Genomic DNA, 24,769 nt, shown 5'->3' on the forward strand with positions numbered 1-24,769 from the left:
TATGGGCGGATCACGTCGGTCATTCGGCGGAGTGCCACGCCAGGCCGTCCCACTCCACCGAAACGCTCATCCGCCAACCCTACGTGCGCACTACAGGCGGCGGGCGTCACGCGTCTGGGATGAGCCTGGCGCGAATGGCCATCACCTCGTCGACGAATGTGGCCGCGTCGGCGGTTTCGTACACGCGGAACCGCAGGAACCACTCGGTGCGGAACTTGATCTCCACCCCGCTGAAGGGACTGGTCGCCGTGAACGAGTACCCGCCGACCGTGGTGAGCGACTCGACGTCGCGCAAGTCGAACGTCATCACGCGGAACCCTCTCCCACGCGCGACCCGCCAGCCTTCGATGTCGGCGGACGTGCAGATGAAAAAGAGCCTTTCGTGCACTATGTCGGGAAATTTCTCCAAATTGGACTCGTCTAGGGACACCTCCTGCCGCCCCCGAAGCTCCCCTAGCCCGAAATCCCGATCCCCAGGGCCTACCTCCATGAGCGTCGCCTCGATACCTCGCGTGGACCCGCGCTGCTTCCAGGCCAGTCGCGTGATCCGGCGCTTCGCCCGCTTCTCGAGCCTGCGCGAGATAGGGGAGAACCTGGTGAACAGCAGGGCGAACTTCGCCATCTCAAAGATGAAGAAGGGCGCGAGAACGATCAGCACGACCATGAAAGCCGATAACCACGTGAGCGTGCCGAACAGGTAGACGAGAAGAATCCCCGTGAGAACCACAAAAAATATCGCCCACGCCATCGCAAACCCTTCCGCAACCTACTGCGACACGCCGGTAACGATAGGTGAGACGTAAGGGCTCCGACAAGCAATGAGTTGGAGCCCTCATTCGAGGTGACAGCGGCCTCCAGCACGGTGACCTGGAAGATCCTTCCGCGCCCCGTCCGTCGCGGCGCACTCAAACCTCCGCTGTGGGCACGTTCGCCCACACAACGGTCCACCCCGACGCTCCCGGACGTACGCCGACTGATGTCTGCTGGACCAGCTACTCCCCGCCGTCACAGTCGACGTCGACGGGTACTCGCACCCGAGGAACGGTCACGGCTCCATGAATTTCAACACCGCCAACTGGCATAAGAGCGTTCAGAGTGGCAACAACGGCGGCAACTGCGTCGAGGTCGCCGTCGTGCGTGGCCCCTCTCTGTCAGACTCTTGTGAGATATGGGATGAACGAGTCCTTTTGATGCGAAATAGGGCGAGACAGGACGATCAGGACAGTGACTGCCGCCGGGAAGCGACTACGTCCACGAACTCGTCATGGCCCGCGTCGATACAGCCCTCAGGAACCTCGTCGACGTCTTCGAGGGGAGAACCGTTTGACATGACGAGGATCCCCGAATTCCATGGTCCACATTCCGGATCTCCGCAGCCCGGCTGTGTCGAGATCATCTGGTACGAACCAAGCCGCCGGGTGCGGCGGATCCGTGTGGTGGCGCACTCCTGCGAGTGCCGTCAGATCCTCTTCGAACTGTGCGCTGCCGGCGGTCAGGGGTTCGTGCGCCGGACGGATCGTGCCGGGCCCACCACGTACGAGTCCGCGTGGATGTTGACCGCAGCCGCGAGAAGTCTCTACGACCGCATCCTGCGGGGAAGGCTCGCTAGCTCGACGTGAACGGATGATGCATCCGCCACGCGATGGCGATCGCCAACTCAGCCGTTAGTGTCGTCTGGTCGCCTCGGTCAGCCGGTGAAGCTGTCGTACCACTGAGGAGTGGCGGCCTTTCGCGGATCGGGCATGGGGCCGGCGCCCGGACCGATGTCGGAACGATGGCCTCCACAAGAGGCGCTTCGCGCCCCCTCCGGGCCGCGTTCTGTGGGGCAAGCCCCCACACCCCCGGGTCGCGGGCCGAGTTCCGCCGGCTTACAGTCGATGAACACGTCCCACAGGGCGCCGGAGGCTGAGACGGGAAGCCCCGCAAGCATGAGACGGGCCACGAGGCGACGGGCTGTGCTTGATGGCAATTACGTTAAGTAGCGCAACGATTACCGTTCGCCGGACACGACACTTGCCCTCCATATAACGTCCGTGTTATGAATTGGGGAGAGGTGGAGTTGGAGCCTGAGGTCAACGAGTGGTTCGATTCGCTCAGGCAGGACAACCAGGAGATCGCCGTCTTCTACGTCGACTTGCCGGCTGAGCGCGGAGTGCTTCTCGACGAGCCGTACACCAGGCAGTTACGCGGCAAGCTCAGGGAACTCCGATTCCATCTCTGCGGCGAAGCAGTGCGCATCACGTACTGGATCGCTTCGGGCAGACGCATCATCCTTCTCACGGTCTTTCGTAAGCAGCGAATGCGGGAGACAGCTGAGATCGAACGAGCTGTGCGGGCCATGCAGCGATGCATCGCTGACGGTCACACAGCGGATGAGGAATGATCGACATGGGTGAGCGCAAAGCGTGGTCGGAGAAGCGCGCCGAGATCATGAGCCGCCCCGGTGCCGGAGCCGCCTACGAGGCTGCCCGCATTCGTTTCGAACTCGGTGAGGCCGTACGACTCCGCCGCGAGGAACTGGGTCTAACCCAGTCAGAGTTGGCGGAACGCGCAGGCCTCCAGCAACCTGCGGTCGCTCGCTTCGAAGCAGGCGGCACCATGCCCACCATCCCCATGCTGGAACGCGTCGCTGAGGCGCTGGAGGTACGGCTCAGCGTGCAGTTCCAGCCGCTTCGTGAAGCCAGCTGAATTCCCAGAGCAAGTTGTTTATTCGCCCACAGCTGAGGTAGTCGCCAGTGCACGCAGTTCACGGGCGGCTCTGGTGGCTGAACCAGGAATCCCTGTGCCTGTCATAGATCTCCTCGAAGCGATCTTGGTGGGTCACAGAGTCTCCTAGCGGAAAAGTGCCGGACACCTCGGTAAGTGTCCGGCACCTTCCGGCCTGTTGCAGCGGCCGGTCTCTCGGTCTGCGGCTCAGCTCAGGAAGGCCGGGCGGAGCATGGTGAAGATCCGGTCTGCCAGGGCCAGACGGTCGGCGGGGCCATCGGTGCGCAGCCATTCGCGCGCCATCGTGTCCAGGGCCGCCCCGGCGGCCGCCGCCGCCAGATCGGCCTCCAGCGGAGACACCCCGCGATCTGTCAACGCCTGAATGATGCGAGTGCGGGCCTCGTCGCGTTTCCCCAGGAGCCGGGTGCGCAGCGCGGGAGGGCCTCCAGGCCCGAGTGGTGCCGTGACAGTTGGTCCACGTGAGCTGCTCAGCCTGGCCGTTTCTGGTTCTCGATGTACTCCTTGATGATCGACAGCGGGGCGCCGCCGCAGGACGCGGCGAAGTAAGACGGAGACCAGAAGTGCCCGCCCCACAGATATGGGCGGAGGTGCGGGCCGAACTCTTTGCGAAGGAGCCGGGCCGAGACGCCTTTGAGCGAGTTGACCAGGACCGACAGGGCGACTTTGGGCGGGTAGTGGACCAGCAGGTGGACGTGGTCGTGCTCGCCGTTGAATTCGACCAGGACGGCGCCGAAGTTGTCGCACACCTCGATCATGATGTCTTCGCAGCGGCGCAGGATCTCGTCGGTGAACACCTCGCGGCGGTACTTCGGTGTGAAGACCAAGTGGGCGTGGAGACTGTGGACGACCCTCCGGCCTCTCCGGATATCGGGATTCGGTTCCCATCGCGGTGACATGGACCGAATGATAGTGTGTTCGATTGTGAAGCTGGTGGTGCAGGTGAAACTCCTGCCGACGCCCGAGCAGGCAGCGGCGCTGGAGGCGACCCTGCACGCCGTCAACACGGCCGCCGACCTGGTCTCCGCGGTTGCCTTCGACCAGCGGTGCTTCCGCAACTACGACTTGCGCGAACACACCTACGATCGAATCAAGGCCGAGTGCGGGCTGGCCGCGCAGGCCGCCCAGCATGTGATCAAAAAGGTCGCCGATGCCTACCGCACGTTCCACGCCAACCTCAGGGCCGGAAACCTGGGCGCGCCAGGGGCCAAGCGGAGGACCAGGGCCGAGAGCAGGCCGATCACCTTCCGGCCGGACGCGGCCCAGCCCTACGACGATCGGTGCCTGTCCTGGCAGATGCAGGCGCGAACAGTGTCGATCTGGACCACCTGCGGGCGGTTGAAGAATGTCGCGTTCACCGGCTCGCCTGAGCAGCTCAAGACCTTGGCCGCCCGTCGCAAGGGCGAGTCGGATCTGGTTGCCCGAGACGGCGGCTGGTATCTGTATGCGACCTGCGAGGTCCCCGACGTGCCGGTGACCGAACCGGAAGGCTTCCTCGGCGTCGATCTGGGCATCGCCAACATCGCCACCACCGGCGACGGTACCCGGCACAGCGGCAAGGGCCTGAACGCGGTCCGCCACCGCAACCGCGAACTGCGCCGCCGGTTGCAGGCCAAACGGACCAAGAGCGCCAGACGGCTGCTGAAGAAACGCCGCCGCAGGGAAGCGCGGTTCGCGGCCGACACCAACCACACCATCGCCAAGCAGATCGTGACCGAGGCAGAACGCACCGGCCAAGGGATCGCCCTGGAAGACCTCCAGGGCATCCGCGACCGGGTACGGCTCCGCAAGCCCCAGCGGGTCACCCTGCACTCATGGAGCTTCCACCAGCTCGGGAGCTTCATCGCCTACAAGGCCCGACGGGCCGGGATCGCTCTCATCCACGTCGATCCGGCCTATACCAGCCAGCAATGTTCGGCCTGCGGGCATACCGAACGGGCCAACCGGCCCGACCAGGAAACCTTCCTCTGTACGTCGTGCGGCTTCGCTGAGCATGCCGACGTCAACGCAGCCCGTAACATCGCCGCGCGTGGTGTGGCGGGCTGGGCAGTGAGTCACGCTGCCTGACGCGGACCAGACCGTCGAAGCCATCGACGGCGAGGAGCTGCAAGCTCGGTCGTTTACGGTTTACGGCCGAGAAGCTGACTCAGTACAACCACACCAAGACCATGCTGATGGCGATGAGCCTGCGCTTCGCCGAGAAGGTGGCCGGCAGCGGCGTCACGGTCAACGTCGCCTACCCGGGACACGGCCACACGCCGATGAACCAGTCGATGACGATGGCCGGATTCCCCTATGTGTACCGTCCGATCGTCCCGCTGCTGCGGGTCGCCGCGCCGCGCCTCTTCGGGGATCTGAGCAAGCCCGCCCGCTCCAGCGTCCATCTGGCCTCCAGCGCCGAACTCGAGGGCGTGAACGGGGCGTACTTCAGCATGAAGTGCCGCCGTACGGACTGGCCGGCCAGCGCCCTCGACCGGTGCAACCAGGACGCGATCTGGACCCTGTGCGAAAACCTGACCCGAGAATCGGTCTGAACGGCCGCGGTCGAATTTCCTCCGGTGGAGGATCCGCCGGATTTCGCGGGCAGGGGTGGAGACATGGTGATGAATACCCTCACAGCCGCGGTCGCGAGCCTTGCCCTGTCCGGAACGCTCCTGTCCGCCGCTCCACCTGCCCAGACCAGCTCCTTACCGGAGGAGCTTCACGAGTGCGCCCGCGCCGTGGCCCGGTGCGACGGCACGCTGGCGGTGCCACTGGACTGGAGGAACCCCTCCTCCGAGCGCATCGAGGTCGCCTTCGCCTGGATCCCGGCCACGGAACACGCGACCGGCACGATCCTCGCCAACCCCGGCGGCCCCCTGCCCGCGTTGCCCCAGTTGCCGCGCATCCAGCAGGCGCTCGGCCCTGTGCTCCAACATCAGAACCTCCTCGTCGTCGATCCGCGCGGCCTGGGCAAGTCCTCTCCGCTGCTCTGCCCGGGCCTGAACCTCTCCGAGCCGGACACGATCGCGGCCTGCGCGGCCCACCTCGGCTCGCGCGCTCGCTTCTTCACCGCCGACCAGGCGGTGCGCGACATGGATGCGGTACGCCGGACGCTCGGCGCAGGCCCGGTCACCTTCTACGGCAACTCCTACGGCACCGCGTACGCTCAGGCGTACGCCGCCCGCCACTCGGAGAGCCTGGCCGCGGCGTTCCTGGACAGCACGTCGGTCACCTCGGCGGACGGGTACGCGCTGTGGCCCTGCGATCCCGCCCTGACCTGCTCGACCTGGTCTGCGACCGGTCGCGGGCCTGCCGCGCACTGCCGGGTGACGCGCGCCGCACCTACGCGCGGCTGTTGGCGGAGCTGCGCGAGCACCCCGACCCCGAGGTGCCCCTCATCGCGCTCAGGAGCGTGGAGGGGGTGAACGAGCCGGTGTTCGGCAGGGAGGTGAACGCCGCCGCCACCGCGTATCTTGCGGGCGATTCCGAGCCGCTGCGGCGGCTGGCCCGCGTGTCGGCCGGCGCTCCCAGCCAGCCGATCGAGGGCGCGGAGTGGGCCGGCTACCTGGCCTACCGATGCGGTGACGGAAGCTTCCCCTACGACCGGGAAGCGGACCCGGCCGAGCGGCTGGACCAGCTCGAGCGGTATTACCAGCGGGAGCGGCCGCTGGCCCCGTACACGCCTGCCGACCTGGGGCTGGATGTGCGCAATGGCCTGGAATTCTGCGTGAACTGGCCGACGCCGCGGCACAGCCCGGTGCTGCCGCCGGACGCGGACCTGCCCGACGTGCCGGTCATGGTGGTCGGCGGCGACTTCGACACGCATCCGCCCGCGAGCGTGCGCGCCGCGATGCGGGCCTTTCCCGGCGCGACTTTCGTACGGGTCCCCTTCGGCGGGCACAGCCTCGCCTGGGGACCCGGCCGGGCCGGCGCTTGCGTGGCCGCGGCGCTGCGGTCGTTCGTGACCGATCATCGGGTGCCACGGGTGCGGTGCACGGCGGAGAACTACTGCGCACTCGGGGCGTTCCCCCGGTCCCTGGGCGAGGTCGCGCCGGTGCCCGCCGCAGGGCTGGACACGGGGCGGCGGCGGGTGCTCGCGGCCGCCTTCGCCACCGCCGCCGACGCGGTCGCCCGCCGTAACCCCTACAACCTCCTCCACGGCCGGTTGACGGACCAGCCGGGGCTGCGGGGCGGGCGCGTCGGCTTCGGGAACGGGTCCATCACGCTGGACGAGGCCGCCTTCGTGCCCGGGGTGTCGGTGAGCGGGCAGATCACGCTCACGCCGGCGGGCGACGCCAACGCCTCGCTCAGCGTCCGGGCACTCGGTTCCCCGGACGGGCGGGCGTATCGGGTCGAGCTGGCGTGGGAGGCGTTCCTCCCGCACGAGCGGCCCGCACTGTCCGGGACCTTCGACGGCGCGTCGTTCAAGGTCCCAGAACGACAGTGAGCCGCCTCATCGGCATCCGCGCGTCAGCTACAGGCTCGGCCAGTCGTCCGCCAAGGCCTCACCTGTGGGCGGTTTCCTCCACTGGCTGCTCGTCCGTGTCCACGCAAGGGGGAGGTCATACGGCTTCGCGAAGCGGCTGGAACTGGACGCTGAGCCGGACCTCGAGTGCATCGGCGAGGCGTTCCAGTATGGGGATGGTGGGCATGGTGCCGCCCGCTTCGAAAAGGGCGACCGCAGGTTGCTTGAGGCCTGCCCGTTCAGCCGGCTCGGTCTGGGTAAGACCGAGTTCCTCGCGGCGGAGTCGTACGGCCTCACCGAGTTCGAATCGAATGCGGGCAGCCTCGTAGGCGGCTCCGGCGGCGGGGCGGCTCATGATCTCGGCGCGCTTCTCCGACCACGCTTTGCGCTCGCTCATATCCGATTACTCCTCGTCCGCTGAACACGGACGTTATACAGGGGTGGAGCGCCATGTCCTCGGAACGGGGGTGCCGCCGACGTTCCGGAAATGCGAAAAGCGCTCCCGCGGAGATCCGGGGAGCGCTTCTCGTTTGGGTCAGGGGTTACCAGTCGCCGCCGCCGAAGTCGCCTCCACCGAAGTCGCCGCCGCCGCCGAAGTCACCCCAGCCGCCGCCGTCGCCGCCGCCGAAGTCACCGCCGCTCGCGTCCCCGTAGCCACCGCCCATCATGCCCATGCCCATGCCGCCGCTGAGCATGCTGCCCATCATGGTGCCGATGAACATGCCGGTCATGATGTCGCCGAAGCCGCCGTAGTAGCCGTAGGCGTACGGCTGGTAGGCCGGGCCCGCGTCGTAGTAGGGGCGGCGCTGGCCGTCGACCATGACCTCGCGCATCTGCGGGTCGAAGCCGCGCTCCACCGCCTCGGCGTCCATCTTGCAGGCCGGTACGTCGCGCGCCGCGCCGCCGGGCGGGGCCCAGCGGACGTCGCGCAGCGAGGGGCCGTGCTGCGGGTTGAAGAAGCAGGGGGCGCGCCGCTCGGGGATCGGGTCGTTGCTGACCTTGGCCTTGACCACGGCCAGCGCGTAGCGGCCGTCCTCGAGGGTCTGGGTGACCTCGCGGACCTGGTCGGCGCGCTCCACGGTCGCCAGTTGCGTCTTGGCCTTCTCGTAGGAGTCGAGTGCCGTCTGCCACTCGTCGATGTGCTTGCCGCCCTCGCCGGAGAGCGTCACGTCGGCGTCGACAGCGGTGATCTCCTCGCCCAGCTTGGTGACGTCCTCGTCGACGGTCTGCTTGACCGCGGCGAGGTCCTTGGCGTCCTGGATGGCCCGCTTCTTCTTCTTGTTGCTGGAGTAGAGGAAGTAGCCGCCTCCGCCGACCAGCGCCAGCACGCCCAGGCCGACCAGCGCGGCGGTGCCGCCGGCGCCGGGGTTGGCCTGGCTGCCCGGGTCGAGCGCCGTGCGCTTCCCGGCTACGGCGAGGTCCACGCGGTTGGTGAAGTCCTTCATGCCGGCCACGACGTCACCCGGGTTGGCGGTGACGGCGAGGTTGGCGAGCTCACCGGGCGAGACCCGGCGGATCGCGCTCGAGTCGGCGTACAGCCTCTGGCCGTCGAGCACGGCGACCGTGGCCCGGGGGCGGCCCGCGGTGGTCAGGGCGGAGCCGATCGCCGTCATGTAGGACGCGATGCTGGAGTTGTCGACCGTGCCGTCGGGCAGCGCCACAGCGTAGACGTTGCTGTCGGCCCCCTTCAGCGCGTCACGGATCTCGTTTTGCTGGTCCGACGTCAGTGGCGAGCCCGACTCGACGTAGAGCGGGTCCTGCTTGTCCTTCCAGTGGGACACGACCGTCTGAGCATCAGGGGGAGCCGCCGCGTTGGCGGCAGGGGACAGCGCAAGAACGACGATTAGACCGGCGATCAGAGCCGCGATCGCGGCCCCTGCTCGGCGCAGCGAATGGGTCATTGGCAGCAAGCCTCCTTCGCCCATGAGGACGAACGGGCGGTCGGCAAAGTTCCTCACTGGCACGTTACCTGTCCGGGACGTCACGAGCGCGCAAAGTCGGCGCTCATCCTGGGGTTGTCGTTCGTCGAACGGCCACCCGGAGCCCCCGCAACCGGACGTCTGGAGCTCCAGGTTCGAAAGGGGGTCGGGTCAGGTGTCCTTGATCTCGCAGATCGTCGCGCCCGACGTCACCGTCTGGCCCACGGACGCCACCAGCCCCTTGACCGTCCCCGACTTGTGTGCGGCCAGTGGTTGCTCCATCTTCATGGCCTCCAGCACCACCACCGTGTCGCCCTCGGTGACGGTGTCCCCGTCCGAGGCCACGACCTTGACGATCGTCCCCTGCATCGGGCTGACCAGAGCGTCACTGCCCGCCGCGGACTTCTTGGCCCCGCCGGCGCTCCGCCGGGGCGCCTTGTTCGCGCTGGGCGTAGCGGAGGATGTGCCGAGCCCGGCGGGCAGGACCACTTCCAGCCGCTTGCCCCCGACCTCGACGGTGACCGTCTCGCGCGCCGCGGCCTCCCCGGACTCGAGGTCGCCCGAGTACGGCTCCACCGTGTTGTCCCACTCGGTCTCGATCCACCGCGTGTGCACGGAGAACGGCGACGACACGAACGCCGGATCGGCGACGACCAGCCGATGGAACGGCAGCACGGTGGGCATGCCGCCGATCTCGAACTCCGCCAGCGCCCGGCGCGACCTCTCCAGCGCCTCCTGCCGCGTCCGCCCGGTCACGATCAGTTTGGCCACCAGCGAGTCGAAGCTCTGCGGCACGGTCGCGCCGGGTTCGTACCCCGCGTCGAGTCGCACGCCGGGGCCCGACGGCGGGCGCAGGACGGTCAGCGTGCCGGGCGCGGGCAGGAAGTTACGCCCCGCGTCCTCGGCGTTGATCCGGAACTCGAACGAGTGGCCGCGCAGCGAGGGGTCGTCGTAGCCCAGCGGCTCCCCGTCGGCGATCCTGAACATCTCCCGCACCAGGTCGATCCCCGAGACCTCCTCGGTGACCGGGTGCTCGACCTGCAGCCGGGTGTTGACCTCCAGGAACGAGATCGTCCCGTCCTGCCCGACGAGGAACTCGCAGGTCCCCGCTCCGACGTAACCCGCCTCCCGCAGAATCGCCTTCGAACTCGTGTAGAGCACGGAGACCTGCTCCTCGGACAGGAACGGCGCCGGCGCCTCCTCCACCAGCTTCTGGTGGCGGCGCTGCAGCGAGCAGTCCCGGGTGCTGACCACGACCACGTTGCCCTGCCGGTCGGCCAGGCACTGCGTCTCGACGTGCCGCGGCCGGTCGAGGTAGCGCTCGACGAAGCACTCGCCCCGCCCGAACGCGGCCACCGCCTCGCGCACCGCCGAGTCGTACAGGTCAGAGACCTCTTCGAGCCGGCGGGCGACCTTGATGCCGCGCCCGCCGCCGCCGTACGCGGCCTTGATCGCGATCGGCAGCCCGTGCTCCTCCGCGAACGCCACCACCTCCGCCGCCCCGGAGACCGGGTCCTTGGTGCCCGCGACCAGCGGTGCGCCGACCTTCTGCGCGATGTGCCTGGCCCGCACCTTGTCGCCGAGCGCGGCGATCGCGGCGGGCGGCGGGCCGATCCAGATGAGGCCCGCGTCGATGACGGCCTGCGCGAAGTCCGCGTTCTCGGCCAGGAAGCCGTATCCAGGATGTACGGCGTCCGCCCCGGCCCGCCGGGCGACGTCGAGCAGCCCGCCGATGTCGAGATAGGTCTCCGCGGGGGACTGGCCGCCCAGCGCGTACGCCTCGTCGGCGACCTTGACGTGCAGGGCGTCGAGGTCCTGGTCGGCGTAGACCGCGACACTGCCGATCCCGGCGTCCTTGCACGCACGGGCCACACGTACGGCGATCTCGCCGCGGTTGGCGATCAGAACCTTCCGCACCGACGTTCGTCCTTTCCCATGAAAAGAGCTGGACGTGCACCTGAAGCACCTGCCCAGCCAGGCGCCCGGCTCCCACGGAAGCCAAGAACAGAACGTTATCCGCCACCTCGGCGGGACCGCCATGGCGGGACGGACCATAGGCGACCCCGTCGCCCCCTATAGCCGCTCGGCATAACCCGGACGACGAGTGGTGCCCGCCCTTAGGGTGAGGGCGCTTTCACACGGTCCAGGAGGTATGCATGAGCCAGAGTATGCTCGGCGGCGACCCCACGGAAATGCAGCAGATGTCCACCCAGTTCACGCAGCAGTCCGAGGCGGTCCGCACCACGATGACCGCACTCGACCGCGAGGCGGCGAAAGTCGGCACCGCGTGGACGGGCCCCGGCGCCCAGCGTTTCCAGCAGGCCTGGCAGAACTACCGCACGGCCTTCCAGCGCATGACCGAGGAGCTTCAGGAGGCTTCCCGGGTCATCGGCACCTACCGGCAGAACATCGAGTCCGCCACACAGTGATCAACGGAGGAGGCCCTGGCCAGGTGCCGGGGCTTCTTTCCGTTGGATCCCGACAAGCTACGCTTTTTCGCCATGATCGGTCGCGCCCTCGTGGCAAGCGTGTTGGCCCTGCAGTTCACGGCCGTACCGGTGGCGGCAGCGGCGGTCGCGCCCGAGCGGTGCGCGCCCAAGAAGGCCAGCCCCGCGATCGCCGAGAGCTGGGCCCAGCGGCGGCTCGACGTCAAGAGCGTATGGGACCTGACGACGGGCGCCGGCGTCACCGTCGCCGTCGTCGACAGCGGCGTGGACGAGACCCATCCGCAGATCCGCCTGGCGGGCAAGGCCGACCTGACCAACACCGGCTATCGCGACTGCGTCGGCCACGGCACCGCGGTGGCCGGTATCATCGCAGGCCAGCCACGCGACGACTTTCCCTTCTACGGCGTCGCGCCCGGTGTGAGACTCCTGTCGATCAAGCAGTCCAACTCCACGCAGGGCGATGTGTCCCTGCTGGCCAAGGCCATCAGGACCGCCGCGGACGAGGGCGCCGACGTGATCAACGTCTCCGTCGAGACGGACGACCATCCCGAGCTCAGATCCGCCGTCGACGACGCGCTCAGCCAGGACATCGTGATCGTCGCGGCCGCGGGCAACCGGACCCAGGACGACGGCACGTCCACCCCTTCCTATCCCGCCGCCTACGACGGCGTGCTCGCCGTGGGCTCGGCGACGCCGGACGGGGGGCGCTCGACGTTCTCCAACCCGGTCGCGGTCGCCGTGCTGGCTCCAGGGCAGGAGATCAGCTCCACGTGGACGGGCAAGGGCTACCAGAGCAAGCTGGACGGCACGAGCTACGCGGCGCCGTACGTGGCGGGCGTCGCGGCCCTCGTACGCGCCCGCCACCCCGACCTCGACCAACTCCGGGTACGCCGGCGCATCACGCTGACCGCGGACGGCGCCACCGGCTCTGGCACGGGCGCCGGCATGGTCAATCCGCTGCTGGCGGTCACGATGGTGCTGCCGTCCGAGCAGGTCGCGGTCGCGCCGCCGGTGCCGCCGCCGCTCCCTGCCACCGTGGTGCGCAAGGCCGTGCCTCCTGACCAGCGGTCGATGGAGGTCGCGACGGTCGTCGCGGCGGCCGGGTTCGGGCTGACCGGGGTGGTGATCGCCGCCTGGGTGTTCCTGCCGATGGGACGCAGGAGGGGCTGGCGCGCTGGTCAGTCCGGCGAATCCGGCGCGGATTGACGGCTGCTTGTCAGGGTGTCCGAACCGAAACTACTGATGCGTATGAGGCATATTTGGTTAAATGTCCTCTGATCGTGACGGAATCCCGGAAGGACGGTCATGGCGGAGACGAACTCCTCACAGCCCGAACGGATCGGCGGCCACGAGGTCGTCGGCCGGCTCGGCGAGGGACCGCGTGGCGTTGTCTACCTGGGGGTCCACCTCGGTGTTCCGCTCGGACAAGACGCCGAAGGCGGGCCTCGCGTCGCGATCAAGACGCTGAGGGTCGACCCGGTCGCGGATCCGGACTTCGTGGCCAGGCTCAAGGGCGTCGCGCAGGTGTCGAGCTCGTACGTGGCCCGCACGATGGACGCCGGCGTCGAGAACGGCCTCGCGTACGTCGTCAGGGAGCACGTGGAGGGCCGCTCGCTGGCCGAGGCGGTCGCCGCGGACGGGCCACTGACCGGCGACGCGCTGGAGCGGGTCGCGGTCGGGATGCTGACCGCGTTGACCGCGGTGCACCTCGGCGGGTTCGCGCACCGCGGCCTCACGCCGTCGAACGTCATCCTCACCGGTGAGGGACTCAGGGTCACCGACATCGAGATCGGCGATCCGGCGGGCGAGGCCGGCTACCAGGCGCCCGAGCAGATCAACCGGCTGCGGTACGGCCCCCACGCGGACGTGTTCGCCTGGGCCGCGACCGTGGTGTTCGCCGCGACCGGCGCCGCGCCGTTCGGACAGGACCCCCAGGCGGTGCTGAACGGCGAGCCCGTGGTCGGCGAGCTGCCGGAACCGCTGCGGCAGGTGGTGCTGTCCGCGCTGACCAAGGACGTGGCCGGACGGCCGACGACGTCCACGGCGCTGCTGCGACTGCTCGGCGGGAGCGACACGGCCAAGAGTGGGAGCGACGCCGCCAAGGGCGGGAGCGGCGCGGCCGAGCCGGCGTCGCCGATCGAGGGCGTGCCGGTGCCCCCGCCCGCGCCTGCGTCCCCCGCGGGCCAGGCGCCGCCCGCGATCCTGCCCATCCAACTGGCGGTCGAGGTTACGCCGATCCCTCCCGCGCCGACGTGGCAGCCCCCCGGACACCCCGCCCCGACGAACCAGGGCCCGACGCAGCCCGGCCCCATACAGCGCGGTTCGATGCAGTCCGGCCCGATGAACCAGGCTCCGATGCATCAAGGCCCCATGCAGGAGGGCCCCATGCAGTCCGGTCCGATGTATCAGGGACCGATGAACCAGGGGCCCGCGCAGCCCGGTCCCATGGGGCAAGGGCCGATGCACCCGCAGGGTCCGGTGCCTCCGCAGGTTCCCATGTACCCGCAGGGGCCCGCGCCCGTCCCGCAGGTCTGGGGACCGCCTCCGGCCGCGCCGCAGAACCCGTCCCAACCCCCGACCATACCCAGGCAGAACGATGGGCCGGCGCGTAAACCGTTCCCCATCGGCCTGGCGGCGGGTGTGACCGCGGTCGTGCTCCTGTCGGGACTCGGACTGTGGGGCGCGAGCGAGTATTCGTCCAAGGTGCAACTCTCTCCGGTCGCGGCGAGCACCGGGGAGGCGGCGGCGCGGGAGGGTGACGCCTCCTCGGCTCAGGGCGCGGTGACCGTACCGCCCACGCAGCCGCAGGCCGAGGTGACCGCGCCGTGGGCCACCACGCCCAGCCCCGACGACAGCGGCGTGGGCCCGATGACGCTCCCGACCGACGGTTCCAGCACCTCGCCTGAGGTGCCGGTGCTCACGTCGGTGCCGACGCCGTCGGCGCTCCCGACGCAGCCCGTCGCGGTCCCCACGAACACCCCGCCCGCCGCCACCGCCACGCCGACCCAGGGCCCGCGAAAGTCCAAGACGCCCAAGCCCAAGGCGACGGTGACCAGGACGGTCCAGCCCACGCCGACCCCCACGCCGACGAAGCCCACCGAGGAACCGGCCCCCACCCCCACCAAGGACACCCCGAAGCCGACGCCGACGAAGAAGGACACGCCGAAGCCCACGCCCGTCAAGACGACCTCGCAGCCCGTCGCCAAGAAGAACCCTTACAGCGCGACGCAGGTGTGCGGCAGCGGCTTCAGCGTCCAGCGGCAGAGCTCGTTCGACGGCGGCACGACGTACCAGCTCTGGAACAACAGCAGCAGTCAGAACTGCGTGGTCACCCTCAAGTCGGGCGCGGACGTCGGCAAGAAGACTCCGGTCAAGGCCACGCTGGAGGTTCAGGGCGGCTCCAGCAAGACGGACTCGGGCAGCTACGAGTACTACGCAGGTCCGGTGACGCTGACCGCCAAGGGCAAGTGCGTGCGGTACTCGGGGAGCGCGGGTTCCGGCAGCACCAGCGCCGGCTGGGCCAACTGCGGCTGACGGGACGGGATGGATGGGACGGCGGGACTCGGTCCCGCCGTCCCATCCGGAGCCGTCAACCCCCCGGAGCCGTCAACCCCCCGGAGCCGTCAACCCCCCGGAGCCGTCAGCCCTCCGGAGGAGGCGGCCAGAACGCCGTCTGCGCCAGTCGTGAGCCGAACTTCCTGTCCACGATGAGTCCGCGTCCCGGCGGCTGCGGCTGGGCGCGTACGTTGCCGAACAGGAAGCCCTCGTCCTTGTTGCCGGACAGGATGACCGCCGGGCTGGCCATGTCCTTGATCCGCTGGATCACCGGGTCGAACATGGCCCGCCCCAGGCCGCCCATCGCCCTGGACATGACCAGGTGCAGGCCGATGTCGCGGGCCTGCGGGAGCAGCTCGACCAGGGGCAGCAGCGGGTTGTTCGAGGTGGCCACGAGGTCGTAGTCGTCGACCACGACGTACAGGTCGGAGCCCTTCCACCAGTCGCGCGCCCGGAGTTGCTCGGGGGTGAGGTCGGCCGGTGGCAGCCGCTTGAGCAGCGCGTTGCGGGCGTCGTTGATCAGTTCGAGGGCCGCGGAGCTGGAGGCCGCGTAGCCGATGCGGTGCTCGCTGACGGCCGTGTCGAGGAGCGAGCGGCGGTAGTCGATGACGATCAGCATCGCCTCGGGAGGCGTGTACCTGGCGACGACGTTCTCGGCGATGACCTTGAGCAGGTTGCTCTTGCCGCTCTCGGTGTCGCCCACGACGACGAAGTGCGGGTCGGCGTCGAAGTCGATCAGGACGGGCGAGAGCGTGGCCTCGTCCACGGCGATCGCGATGCGGCTCCTGCCGGTCTCCTCCGCCGTGGGCAGCGACGCGGCGGGCAGCAAGGAAGGCAGCAGCCTGACGCGCCTGGCCGGCGGGCCCTGCCAGGAGTCCCTGACGGCCCTCACCAGCCCCTGCACGCCGGAGGCCAGGTCGTCGGCGTCCTGCACGCCGTCGATCCTCGGCAGCGCGGTCAGGAAGTGCAGGCCGTCCTTGGTCAGGCCGCGTCCTGGCACGCCTTCGGGCACGGCCAGGGACTTCTTCCTGTTGATCTCGGACTCGTACGCGTCGCCGAGCTTGAGCTCGACCCTGGTGCCGAACAGGTCGCGGATGCCCGGCCGGAACTCCGACCACTTGTTCGTCGCCGCGACCACGTGGATGCCGTAGCCGAGGCCGCGCGCCGCCAGGTCGGTGATGACCGGCTCCAGGGCCTCGAAGTCCTGCCTGATCGTCAGCCAGCCGTCCACCACGAGGAAGATGTCGCCCCAGCCGTCGCCCTGGAGCGAGCCGTCGGCCACCCGCCTGCGGTAGGTGACCATGGAGTCGACGCCGTTCTCGGTGAACTGCCGCTCCCGCTGCTGCATGATCGTCGCGATCTCGGCCACCGTACGGCGTACCCGGTCGCCGTTGAGCCTGCTGGCCACGGCGCCGACGTGCGGCAGCCCCTCCAGGGACGCGAGCGTGCCGCCGCCGAAGTCCAGGCAGTAGAACTGCACCTCGCGCGGCGTGTGGGTGAGCGCCATGCTGGTGATCAGCGTACGCAGCACGTTGCTCTTGCCGCTCTGCGGCCCGCCCGCCACGCCCACGTGCCCCGCCGACCCGGACAGATCCAGCCAGTACGGATCCCGCCGCTGCTCGAACGGCCGGTCGATGATCCCCACCACGGCCTGCAACCTGCCGCGCCCCGGCCACCCGGGAGTCGTCAGCCCCAGGTCAGGCGTGATCGACAGCGGCGGCAGCAGGTGCGCGAGCGTGGGGGGCGCGGCCAGCGGCGGCAGCCAGATGCGGTGCGCGGCGGGGCCCTGGCCGGCCAGGCGGCCCACGACGATGTCGAGCAGGCTCTGCTGCGACCTGCCCGGCTCCTGCGCCGCGCTCGCGCCCGGGGGCTCCTCGACGAGCGGCACGGGGACGAACTCGGGCCCGTAAGGGACGACCTCCCTGATGGTGGCCGGTGTGCCCGCCACCTGCCGGGAGTGGGGCTGGAAGGCGCCGGAGACGTACGCGGCCTTGAACCTGGTCATCCCGCTCGTGTCGAACTTGAGGTAGCCGTTGCCCGGCGAGGACGGCAGCTCGTACGCGTCGGCCACCCCCAGCACGACCCGGCTCTCCATGGCCGAGAACGTCCGCAGGCCGATCCGGTACGACAGGTGCGTGTCCAGACCGCGCAGCCGCCCCTCCTCCAGCCGCTGCGAGGCCAGCAGCAGGTGCACCCCGAGCGAGCGCCCGAGCCGCCCGATCATCACGAACAGGTCGATGAACTCCGGCTTGGCCGTCAGCAGCTCGCTGAACTCGTCCAGGACCACGAACAGCGTCGGCATCGGCCGCAGGTTGGCGCCCTGCTCGCGGGCGCGCTCGTAGTCGCGCAGCGAGGCGTAGTTGCCCGCCGACCGCAGCAGCTCCTGGCGGCGTACCATCTCGCCGTGCAGCGCGTCATGCATGCGGTCGACCAGCGGCAGCTCGTCCTCCAGGTTGGTGATGACCGCCGAGACGTGCGAGAGGCCGTCGAGGCCGAGGAACGTCGCGCCGCCCTTGAAGTCGACGAGCACGAAGTTGAGTATCTCCGAGGAGTGCGTGACCGCCAGGCCCAGCACGAGCGTGCGCAGCAGCTCGCTCTTGCCCGATCCCGTCGCGCCGATGACCAGGCCGTGCGGCCCCATCCCGCCCTGCGCGGACTCCTTGATGTCCAGCTCGACGAGCCGCCCGTCGGCGCCGAGGCCGATGGGGACGCGCAGCCGGTTCCTGCCCGCCCTGGACCGCCAGGTCTGCGCGGTGTCCAGCATGGTCGGATCGCCGACGCCGAGCAGGTCGGTCAGGGTCGTGTTCGCCGACAGCACGTCCTGCGTGTCGCCGCTCTTGGCCGTCGACGCCCGCAGCGGCGCGAGCTGACGGGCCAGCCCCTCGGCCCTGAGATAGTCGAGCGCGTCGGGGTCGCCGAGCCTGGTCGTGCTCTCCTTGCCCGCGTGGTCCAGCTTGACCATGTGGAACCCCTCGGACGTGATCCGCAGCCGCAGCGTGCCGCGCTCCTCGACCACGCCCGACGAGTCCGACAGGTCGATGACGGTCACGCCGTCGATGGCGTCGGCGCCGAGCTGCGAGTCCTGCGGCACGTGCCCGCCGTCCAGGATGAGCACGTGGTACGGCAGCGCGTCCGCGGAGGCCCCCGGCCTGAACCTGGCCCGCTCCTTCAGCTCACCGCCGACGAGCCGGTCGAGCTGCGCGAGGTTCTCGGCCATGAGCCTGACCTGCCCCGCGCCGTCGGTCTCCTCGGGATGCAGCGCGTGCGGCAGCCACTTGACCCACTCCCAGTGGGACATCCACTCCCTGCTCGCGCACACCATGATCCGCATGTCGTCCGGCGAGTGGAACACCACCATCTGCGCCACCATCGCCCTGACCAGGTCGCGGACCAGGACCGGGTCCCCGTCCAGCCTGATCCGGGCGAACGAGTGCAGCGCGACGGCCACGGGCAGGCCGGAGACCGTCGAATGCGTCCTGATGAACCTGCGCAGCGCCCCCGCCGCCAGCGCGTCCAGGTCCTCGACCGGTTTGGATTCCGGCGGGATGAGCTGGACGGCCAGCTTCTGGACGCCGGTGCCGAGGCGTACGGTGCTGAAGTCCTCGTCGCGGGGGCGGCGCTCCCACAGGCGCGGTCCCATGGCGGTCCACCAGAGCGTGTCGGGGGCGGGGCCGCTCCATTCGAGCGCCTCGCGCTGCTGGACCGCGGCCTTGCGCACCTTCCTGCGGGTCTGGGCGAGGTAGCGGAAGTAGTCGCGGCGGGAGCCGTTCAGCCGGTTCCTGCGCTCGCCCGACTGGCGGCCCATCTGGCCGATCGTCATGCCGACCATGGAGAACGCGAACAGGCCGCTGGCGACGTACATGATGGGGTTGGCGTTGGTGCCGCCGGCGGTGAACATCAGGCCCATCGCGGCGGCGCCGGCCACCATCGGCAGATACGTGAGCACCGCCATCATGCCCTGCGACTGCACTTCGGGGATCTCCGGAGGTGACTCCAGCAGGATCTCGCCGCGCGGCGGCTGAGGGCTGGGGCGGCGCTCGGGGCGCCGAACGACGACGTTGCTCACCCTTTGACAGGCCCTTCTGATGCTCGAAAAGCACATTCTTACCAGATGGGCCATACGCCCCAGTTGAGGGATGAGTTAACTCCTCCCCGCTATGTTGTGGCTGTGACTTCGTTGTCCGAAATCCCGCCCGCACAGCAGGGCGGGCTGCACCAGATGCCCGCTCCGCTACCGCCGTTGTGCCATGTCACGGTGGTGGGCCCCCGTAGGAGGGCCGACCTGGCGCTTCCGGCGGACATCCCGCTGCCGCACGTGCTGCCCGGGTTGTTGCGGGCCATGGGAGAGCTGGGCGGCGACGCGATCGCGGCTCCAGGCTGGACGCTGCAGCGGCTCGGCGGGGCGCCTTTCGACCTGGGGCAGAGCCTGGGAGCGCTGGGCGTGCTCGACGGGGAGATCCTCTACCTGCGGCCGCGTGAGGTGGCGCTGCCGCCCGCCAGATACGACGACGTGGCTGACGTGGTGGCCACGGGCGTGCGCGAGGGCAGGGGCAAGTGGGAGGCCAGGCACACGCGCGCGCTCGGCGGCGGGGCGGCCTCCGGGCTGCTCGTGGCCGGGGCCGTGGTGCTGGCGACCGGCGGGCTGACCCCGATGGTCACCGCGATCGTGGCGGGCGCGCTGGCGGTGGTGCTCGCCGGGGTCGGCATGGCCATGTCCAGGGCCGTCGGGGACTCGGGCGCGGGTGCTCTGGTGGGTTACGCCGCGCTGCCGTACGCGTTTTTGGCCGGGCTGCTCGCACCCGCGGCGGGCGGCGGCCTGGCGGACCTGGGGGCGGCGCAGCTGCTCGGGGCGCTGGCCTGCACCGCGCTCGTGGCCACGCTCGGTGGCACGGCCATCGCCGACGGCGTGCCGGGATTCCTCGGCACGGCCATCGCCTCCATGGCGGGGGCCGTGGGCGCGGCCGTGGTGATGGTCACAGGGGCGTCCGCGGCGGGTGTGGCGGCCGTGTGCGTGGCCGTCGTGATGGCGCTCGGTCCGCTCGTCCCTGTGCTGTCGTTCAAGCTGGCCAGGGTGCCGCTGCCGCCGATGCCGGCCAACGCCGAGGAGTTGCGCGGCGACAACCAGCAGCTCGACAGCGACTCCGTGCTGGAGCGCACGGGTGCTGCGCAGCGGTACGCGACCGGCATGGTCATCGGGATCACGCTGGCCGGGATCGGGGCGAACGCGCTGCTCGTGGCCGAGGGCCGGTGGATCGCGGTGGCGATGTCCCTGGTCCTGTCGTTCACGCAGCTCATGCGGGCGCGGGTGTTCCAGGGGGTCGGGCAGCGGCTGTGGCTGCTGCTCGCGGGGTTCGCCGGGCTGGTCGCGGTGGCCGTCGAGATCGCGACCCAGGTCGGCGGGGTGGCCGCCGTCGCCGCCGTGCTCGGCCTGCTGTGGACCGCGATGGTGGTCGTCGGCATGGGCGTCTGGTTGCCCAACGGGCGGCCGTCGCCGTTCTGGGGCCGGGCGGCCGACATCGTGGAGTGGCTGCTGATCGTCGCGCTGGTGCCGCTGGCACTCGGAGTCCTGGACGTGTACGCCTGGGTACGCGGTCTGGGCGGCTAGCCGCCGGTCAATGAGGCGTGTCATACGGAACGCCTGTTACTCGTGAGTCAAATGGTGCTTATATAGATGAGCCAAACCAAAATGCACGGAGGCGACAAGTGTCCGAATTCTTTGGGGCGAGCCCGTCCCAGATCTCCAAGGCATCTGGCCATGTGGTCGACACGGCACAGTACGTCGAGGGTCTGCGGGTTTCTGTCGAGACCACCGCGAACGGCCTGCTCACGACCGGCTGGCTCGGCCCGGCGGCGGCCAAGTTCAGGACGGCCATGACCACCTGGGACAACTCCATGCGGGCCGTGCGGACCGACCTGGAGGGCATCGCGGACAAGATGGGCGTCAACTCGGTCGTCTACAGCGCGGCAGACCAGGACGTCCAGGCCGGTGTGGGCCGCGTCGAATCGCTACTCAACGTCGACGTCAAGTAGGAGGGGGGACCTCGATGTCCGCTGAGCTCGACTTCACCAAGGTCAACTTCGGCCAGATGGAGATGGCAGAAGGCGACTACGTCAAGATCCTTGGCTCGTTCGAGCGGGCCACCGACGAGCTGCTGGTCAAGCTGAAGAACGAACTGACCGGTCACTGGGAGGGCCCCGGTGGCGCGGAGGAGTACTTCAGGCAGCACGAGCAGCGCTGGCAGGCCGCGGCCGACCAGATGCGTACGCAACTGGACGAGCTGCGCACGGCCCTGCGGATCGCGAACGAGAACTACCGGATGGCCGAGAACCGCAACAAGTCCATCTGGGCCGACGGCTGACCCGTACGGGACGCCTTGCTTCTCGGCCACCGCGGCGCGGTGGCCGAAACGCGTGAACGGGGAAAACGTGAACGGGGGGACCGTGGAGGGGGAACATGGCGGGGCTCGATCCGCAACCGTGGCCGGGGCTCGATGACAGCGACGACGAGCTCTTCTACGACGTGAGCAAGATGCGCTCGGTCGCCGAGGCCCTGGAGACCGCCCTGGTCCCCACACAGGGTCCGGGCAGCACGGGTTCGGTCGAGGCCGTCACCGGGGACTTCTCGCTCGACGAGCAGCACATCGGGGAGTGGCCCGCCGCGAGCGCGTTCGCGCGGAGCGTGAGCACCCTGGTGCCCGACACGAGCACGTACGGCCCGTACTACCTGGGGCGCGGGCAGCAGCTCGCGGGCCTCTACCGGGAGTACGTCGAGTGCTGCCGGCAGGTCATCCAGGCCATCAGGGACAGCGCCGACGTCTACGAGAACACCAATCCCGTCCAGGGCGACGCCGGGAAGTGAGAAGTCGTGGCCGAGCGGACAGTTGAGATCCGCGATTCCTCCGCCCAGCCGACGGAGACATGCATCGCCGCCTCGCGCGAGGAGATCCAGGCGTGGCTGGCGGCCACCTCGCCGACCGAGGTGCACCGCAGGGGCGAGACGTACGGGAACGTGGCGTCCGCCATCAGGTCGGTGGCCGACGCCCTGCCCGACATCGGGACGAACCTGCGTGACGGGTGGAGGTCGAGCAGTTCCGCCCAGGTCCAGAAGGCGCTGCGGATGCTCAACGCGAGCGGCGCCAACCTGGCGGAGGCGATGGACCAGATGAGCCAGGCGCTCACCCTCTACGGGCGTGACTACCTGCCGACGGCCATCGCCGAGGTACGCGCAGCGGGGGAGGAGCAGTCGGGGGGTTCGCCGCGTCCCGAGCCGTCGCCGTCGGCGACCGGGACGTACGCGCCGCCGACGATCGACTCGTCGACCGCCGAGCCCTCTCCCTCGCCCGGCGCGGACCCGGGCGCGAAGGACGCCGCCGCCAGGCAGGCGCTGGAGAAGCTCAACCGCCGCATCATCAGCCTGTACGACTCCCTCCCCGCCGGTGTGACCGTCGATCTCCCCGAGGTGTCGCCGGCCACGGAGCCCGCGCCCGTGCGCGGCATGCCGCTCGGCGACCAGTCGTCCTATCGGCAGGGGGACTACTGGAACGGCGGCGGGCCTGGCTCGGGCTCGTCCGGCTCCGGCTCGTACGGCTCGTCCGGTGGTCCTGGCGGCACCGGCGGGTCGGGCCCGGACTCCGGTGGGCGGCCGGACCAGGAGGGCCCGGGCCCTTCCGGCACTCCCGGTACGGACAACCCTGGGCCCGGCGACTCGGGGGACCAGGACGGGTCGCCGTCCGGGAACGACCGGGATGCCACGGCTCCGCCGGTGATCGGCGACAGCCCCAGCGGCGACGGGCAGACGCGGACACCGGGTGAGACCTTCGATCCGCGAAGCACCGAGTCGGCGGGCCTGCCGACCTATCCCGTCGGGACCACGCCCACGGCGCAGCCCCACCCCGGCTACGCCACACCGCAGGCGAACGCGCCGGCGGTGATCGGCGGGGGTGGCTCGTACAGCCAGGTGAGCGGCGGCGGGGTCGCACCGGTGGGCCGGGCGGGCGTGGGCGGCATGGGTGGCATGCCGTTCATGCCGATGGGCGCCGGCGGGGCCGCCGGTGAGGAAGGACAGGACCAGGAGCGCTCGACGTACCTCAGGGAGGACCGCGACATGTGGGACCCGGAGGAGAGCGCCACGACGCCGGTGATCGGCAGCTGAAGGAGGCGACATGGCACTCCAGACCGAAGGCGACTGGCCCGGTGCCTCGGACAACGATGAGACCGAGGACCCGTACGCCGATCGCCCCGAGATACGCCGCGTCGCGGGGGAGATGCACGAGCTGCTCAAGATGCTCACCACCTCGACGGGCATCCCGGCGACGCAGTTCGCGACCGCGCCGGGCGGCGACGCGCCCCAGGCCGAGCCCCTCGAGGGCGCCGGCTCCCTGCCCGACCTCCAGCAGTTCTGCGCGGTGAGCCAGAACCAGATGGGGGAGTGGCCGGCCGCGATGCAGTACGCGACGGCGGCGATGTCGGCCTACAGGATGCTGGTCGGTGAGCCGGGCACCTTCGGCGGCTTCTACGCGACGCTGGTCGACAGCGCGGAACGGTCCTTCGACGGACTGCTGGAGATCGCGCGGACCTCGGCGAACGCCGAGTCCGCGACTGAGGAAGCCGCCGCGCGGCAGCAAGCCTGAGACGGAGCACATCCATGGCCGAACCCGAGACGCAGACCCACCAGCTCCACCTCAACGACACGCAACTGGACACGTCCGTGCACGACGCGGGGTGGCTGGAGAGCACGTTCGTCGACCACATCGACGAGATCAAGAATCAGATCGACGCCACGAACCCGGACGCCGTACGGCTCGCGGGGCGTTACTACGAAGAGGCCGAGCCGCTGCTGAACAGCTTCGCCAACGGTCTGAAGGAGAAGGCGGGGTCCCTGGCCGAGCACTATCAGGGGCCGGCGGCGTACGAGACGCAGTTGCAGCTGCGGAGTCTGGCCGCCAGCGCCCGCGAGCTGGGCAGGAAGCTCGGCGCCATGGGCAGGTCACTGGTCGGGTACGGGGAAACGCTGAGGTGGGCCCAGCAGAACGTCGTGGAGTCAGCCTATCGTGACTCGCGTTCCGACCGGGACATCGACTATGCCGCCGCACTCAATCCGTTCAACAGCAGCCACCGGGGCAACGACCGGGCGGCCGACCATCTGAGAGCGGTCAACGAGAAGATCCTCGAGCACTATCAGCAGTTGCCGTCCGAGGTGCAGCAGGCGCTCCCGATGCCTGTCATGCCTGACATGCCGGACTTCAACACCGGCAACGGCGGCGGCACGTACCCGACCATGCCGACGGGCGGGCCGGGGGGCGGCGCGTACAACGGGGCCGGGCTCAACCCGGGCTCCATGCCGGGCATGCCGGGCGGGCAGATTCCGGGCGGCCAGATTCCGGATGGCGCGACCTATCCGTCCGGGCAGTACCCCGACGGATCCGGGATCGACGGGCTGGACAACAACCCGTACGGCGGGGCCAACCCCTCCGGCCTGACGGACCCCACGCTCGGGGGGAACCCCAGCATTCCGGCGGCCGCCTCTCCCTCCGCCAATCTCCCGGACTCCCCCTCCACGAACCTCGCGAACTATGACCCTTCGCTCGCCCACCCCAACACCGGGTACACCACGCCCACGGGCCCCAGCACGGGGCTGGGCACCGGCATCCCCGGCGGCGGCGCGGGCGGTGCGGGCG

The 24,769-nt window shown here is 69.7% G+C and carries 23 protein-coding genes and 1 pseudogene; 17 read left to right on the plus strand and 7 right to left on the minus strand.

From position 1 onward, the window contains the following. Positions 1–106: 106 nt before the first annotated feature. The gene (locus tag ITP53_RS06695; protein ID WP_195894409.1) at positions 107–748 is read right to left on the minus strand and encodes a hypothetical protein; all 642 of its coding nucleotides are present in this window, start codon (positions 746–748) and stop codon (positions 107–109) included. A 307-nt stretch (positions 749–1,055) separates the two neighbouring features. Between ITP53_RS06695 and ITP53_RS60980 the strand changes: the two genes are divergently transcribed. The 3 genes from ITP53_RS60980 to ITP53_RS06710 all read left to right on the plus strand — a co-directional run bounded on the left by ITP53_RS60980 (position 1,056) and on the right by ITP53_RS06710 (position 2,688). Next, complete coding sequence (locus tag ITP53_RS60980; protein ID WP_195894410.1) at positions 1,056–1,619, plus strand: DUF397 domain-containing protein; 564 nt, start codon at positions 1,056–1,058, stop codon at positions 1,617–1,619. Positions 1,620–2,038: 419 nt separating this feature from the next. Then, the gene (locus ITP53_RS06705) at positions 2,039–2,383 is read left to right on the plus strand and encodes a type II toxin-antitoxin system RelE/ParE family toxin (RefSeq protein ID WP_195894411.1); all 345 of its coding nucleotides are present in this window, start codon (positions 2,039–2,041) and stop codon (positions 2,381–2,383) included. Positions 2,384–2,388: 5 nt separating this feature from the next. Then, positions 2,389–2,688 carry a helix-turn-helix domain-containing protein gene (locus tag ITP53_RS06710; RefSeq protein ID WP_195894436.1) on the plus strand — a complete coding sequence of 100 codons (300 nt, stop codon included), beginning with the start codon at positions 2,389–2,391 and terminating at the stop codon, positions 2,686–2,688. Positions 2,689–2,913: 225 nt separating this feature from the next. Here ITP53_RS06710 and ITP53_RS06715 read toward each other — a convergent pair whose 3' ends face one another. Both ITP53_RS06715 and tnpA read right to left on the minus strand, forming a co-directional pair. After that, positions 2,914–3,081, minus strand: coding sequence for a hypothetical protein (locus tag ITP53_RS06715; RefSeq protein ID WP_195894412.1), 168 nt, complete (start codon positions 3,079–3,081; stop codon positions 2,914–2,916). Positions 3,082–3,194: 113 nt separating this feature from the next. Beyond that, positions 3,195–3,623: an IS200/IS605 family transposase gene (tnpA, locus tag ITP53_RS06720; protein WP_195894413.1), complete on the minus strand. Its 429-nt coding sequence runs from the start codon at positions 3,621–3,623 to the stop codon at positions 3,195–3,197. 7 nt (positions 3,624–3,630) lie between these two features. Between tnpA and ITP53_RS06725 the strand changes: the two genes are divergently transcribed. From ITP53_RS06725 to ITP53_RS06740, 4 genes are all read left to right on the plus strand, one after another. Continuing rightward, positions 3,631–4,791 carry an RNA-guided endonuclease InsQ/TnpB family protein gene (locus ITP53_RS06725; protein WP_195894437.1) on the plus strand — a complete coding sequence of 387 codons (1,161 nt, stop codon included), beginning with the start codon at positions 3,631–3,633 and terminating at the stop codon, positions 4,789–4,791. A 113-nt stretch (positions 4,792–4,904) separates the two neighbouring features. Further along, a complete protein-coding gene (locus tag ITP53_RS06730) occupies positions 4,905–5,258 on the plus strand; it encodes a Rossmann-fold NAD(P)-binding domain-containing protein (protein WP_195894414.1) in 354 nt (117 codons plus the stop codon). 69 nt (positions 5,259–5,327) lie between these two features. Then, entirely contained in the window at positions 5,328–6,131 is an 804-nt protein-coding gene (locus ITP53_RS06735) for an alpha/beta fold hydrolase (RefSeq protein ID WP_195894415.1), read from the plus strand. Then, positions 6,062–7,153 carry an alpha/beta hydrolase gene (locus tag ITP53_RS06740; protein WP_195894416.1) on the plus strand — a complete coding sequence of 364 codons (1,092 nt, stop codon included), beginning with the start codon at positions 6,062–6,064 and terminating at the stop codon, positions 7,151–7,153. The genes ITP53_RS06735 and ITP53_RS06740 overlap by 70 nt, the downstream gene beginning before the upstream one ends. 115 nt (positions 7,154–7,268) lie before the next feature. Here the strand turns inward: ITP53_RS06740 and ITP53_RS06745 are convergent, their stop codons facing one another. The 3 genes from ITP53_RS06745 to ITP53_RS06755 all read right to left on the minus strand — a co-directional run bounded on the left by ITP53_RS06745 (position 7,269) and on the right by ITP53_RS06755 (position 11,007). After that, on the minus strand, positions 7,269–7,568 hold the full coding sequence (locus ITP53_RS06745) for a helix-turn-helix domain-containing protein (RefSeq protein WP_195894417.1): 300 nt from the start codon (positions 7,566–7,568) through the stop codon (positions 7,269–7,271). Between the two features lie 145 nt (positions 7,569–7,713). Continuing rightward, a complete protein-coding gene (locus tag ITP53_RS06750; RefSeq protein WP_236050527.1) occupies positions 7,714–9,072 on the minus strand; it encodes a hypothetical protein in 1,359 nt (452 codons plus the stop codon). A 189-nt stretch (positions 9,073–9,261) separates the two neighbouring features. Then, the gene (locus ITP53_RS06755) at positions 9,262–11,007 is read right to left on the minus strand and encodes an acetyl/propionyl/methylcrotonyl-CoA carboxylase subunit alpha (protein WP_195894418.1); all 1,746 of its coding nucleotides are present in this window, start codon (positions 11,005–11,007) and stop codon (positions 9,262–9,264) included. A 239-nt stretch (positions 11,008–11,246) separates the two neighbouring features. Here ITP53_RS06755 and ITP53_RS06760 point away from each other — a divergent pair, with 239 nt between their 5' ends. The 3 genes from ITP53_RS06760 to ITP53_RS59085 all read left to right on the plus strand — a co-directional run bounded on the left by ITP53_RS06760 (position 11,247) and on the right by ITP53_RS59085 (position 15,071). Continuing rightward, on the plus strand, positions 11,247–11,519 hold the full coding sequence (locus ITP53_RS06760; RefSeq protein ID WP_195894419.1) for a WXG100 family type VII secretion target: 273 nt from the start codon (positions 11,247–11,249) through the stop codon (positions 11,517–11,519). A 72-nt stretch (positions 11,520–11,591) separates the two neighbouring features. Further along, the gene (gene mycP / locus ITP53_RS06765; protein WP_195894420.1) at positions 11,592–12,743 is read left to right on the plus strand and encodes a type VII secretion-associated serine protease mycosin; all 1,152 of its coding nucleotides are present in this window, start codon (positions 11,592–11,594) and stop codon (positions 12,741–12,743) included. Between the two features lie 99 nt (positions 12,744–12,842). Further along, positions 12,843–15,071, plus strand: coding sequence for a serine/threonine protein kinase (locus ITP53_RS59085; protein ID WP_195894421.1), 2,229 nt, complete (start codon positions 12,843–12,845; stop codon positions 15,069–15,071). 106 nt (positions 15,072–15,177) lie between these two features. Here the strand turns inward: ITP53_RS59085 and eccCa are convergent, their stop codons facing one another. Further along, complete coding sequence (gene eccCa / locus ITP53_RS06775) at positions 15,178–19,158, minus strand: type VII secretion protein EccCa (RefSeq protein WP_195894422.1); 3,981 nt, start codon at positions 19,156–19,158, stop codon at positions 15,178–15,180. A gap of 102 nt (positions 19,159–19,260) precedes the next feature. On the opposite strand from eccCa, the gene eccD reads away from it, so the two are divergent. The 7 genes and pseudogenes from eccD to ITP53_RS06810 all read left to right on the plus strand — a co-directional run. Continuing rightward, on the plus strand, positions 19,261–20,697 hold the full coding sequence (gene eccD / locus ITP53_RS06780; protein WP_328814175.1) for a type VII secretion integral membrane protein EccD: 1,437 nt from the start codon (positions 19,261–19,263) through the stop codon (positions 20,695–20,697). Between the two features lie 98 nt (positions 20,698–20,795). Continuing rightward, positions 20,796–21,122 carry a WXG100 family type VII secretion target gene (locus ITP53_RS06785; protein WP_195894423.1) on the plus strand — a complete coding sequence of 109 codons (327 nt, stop codon included), beginning with the start codon at positions 20,796–20,798 and terminating at the stop codon, positions 21,120–21,122. A 14-nt stretch (positions 21,123–21,136) separates the two neighbouring features. Then, a complete protein-coding gene (locus ITP53_RS06790) occupies positions 21,137–21,451 on the plus strand; it encodes a WXG100 family type VII secretion target (protein ID WP_195894424.1) in 315 nt (104 codons plus the stop codon). A gap of 95 nt (positions 21,452–21,546) precedes the next feature. After that, a complete protein-coding gene (locus ITP53_RS06795; RefSeq protein WP_195894425.1) occupies positions 21,547–21,951 on the plus strand; it encodes a hypothetical protein in 405 nt (134 codons plus the stop codon). A 6-nt stretch (positions 21,952–21,957) separates the two neighbouring features. Beyond that, on the plus strand, positions 21,958–23,244 hold the full coding sequence (locus ITP53_RS06800) for a hypothetical protein (protein WP_195894426.1): 1,287 nt from the start codon (positions 21,958–21,960) through the stop codon (positions 23,242–23,244). A 10-nt stretch (positions 23,245–23,254) separates the two neighbouring features. After that, complete coding sequence (locus tag ITP53_RS06805) at positions 23,255–23,722, plus strand: hypothetical protein (protein ID WP_195894427.1); 468 nt, start codon at positions 23,255–23,257, stop codon at positions 23,720–23,722. Positions 23,723–23,736: 14 nt separating this feature from the next. Then, positions 23,737–24,769: pseudogene (locus ITP53_RS06810) on the plus strand (hypothetical protein); the annotation flags it as partial.

Origin of the sequence: Nonomuraea cypriaca, from assembly GCF_015645445.1 — a bacterium.
Taxonomy (GTDB): Bacteria; Actinomycetota; Actinomycetes; order Streptosporangiales; family Streptosporangiaceae; genus Nonomuraea; species Nonomuraea cypriaca.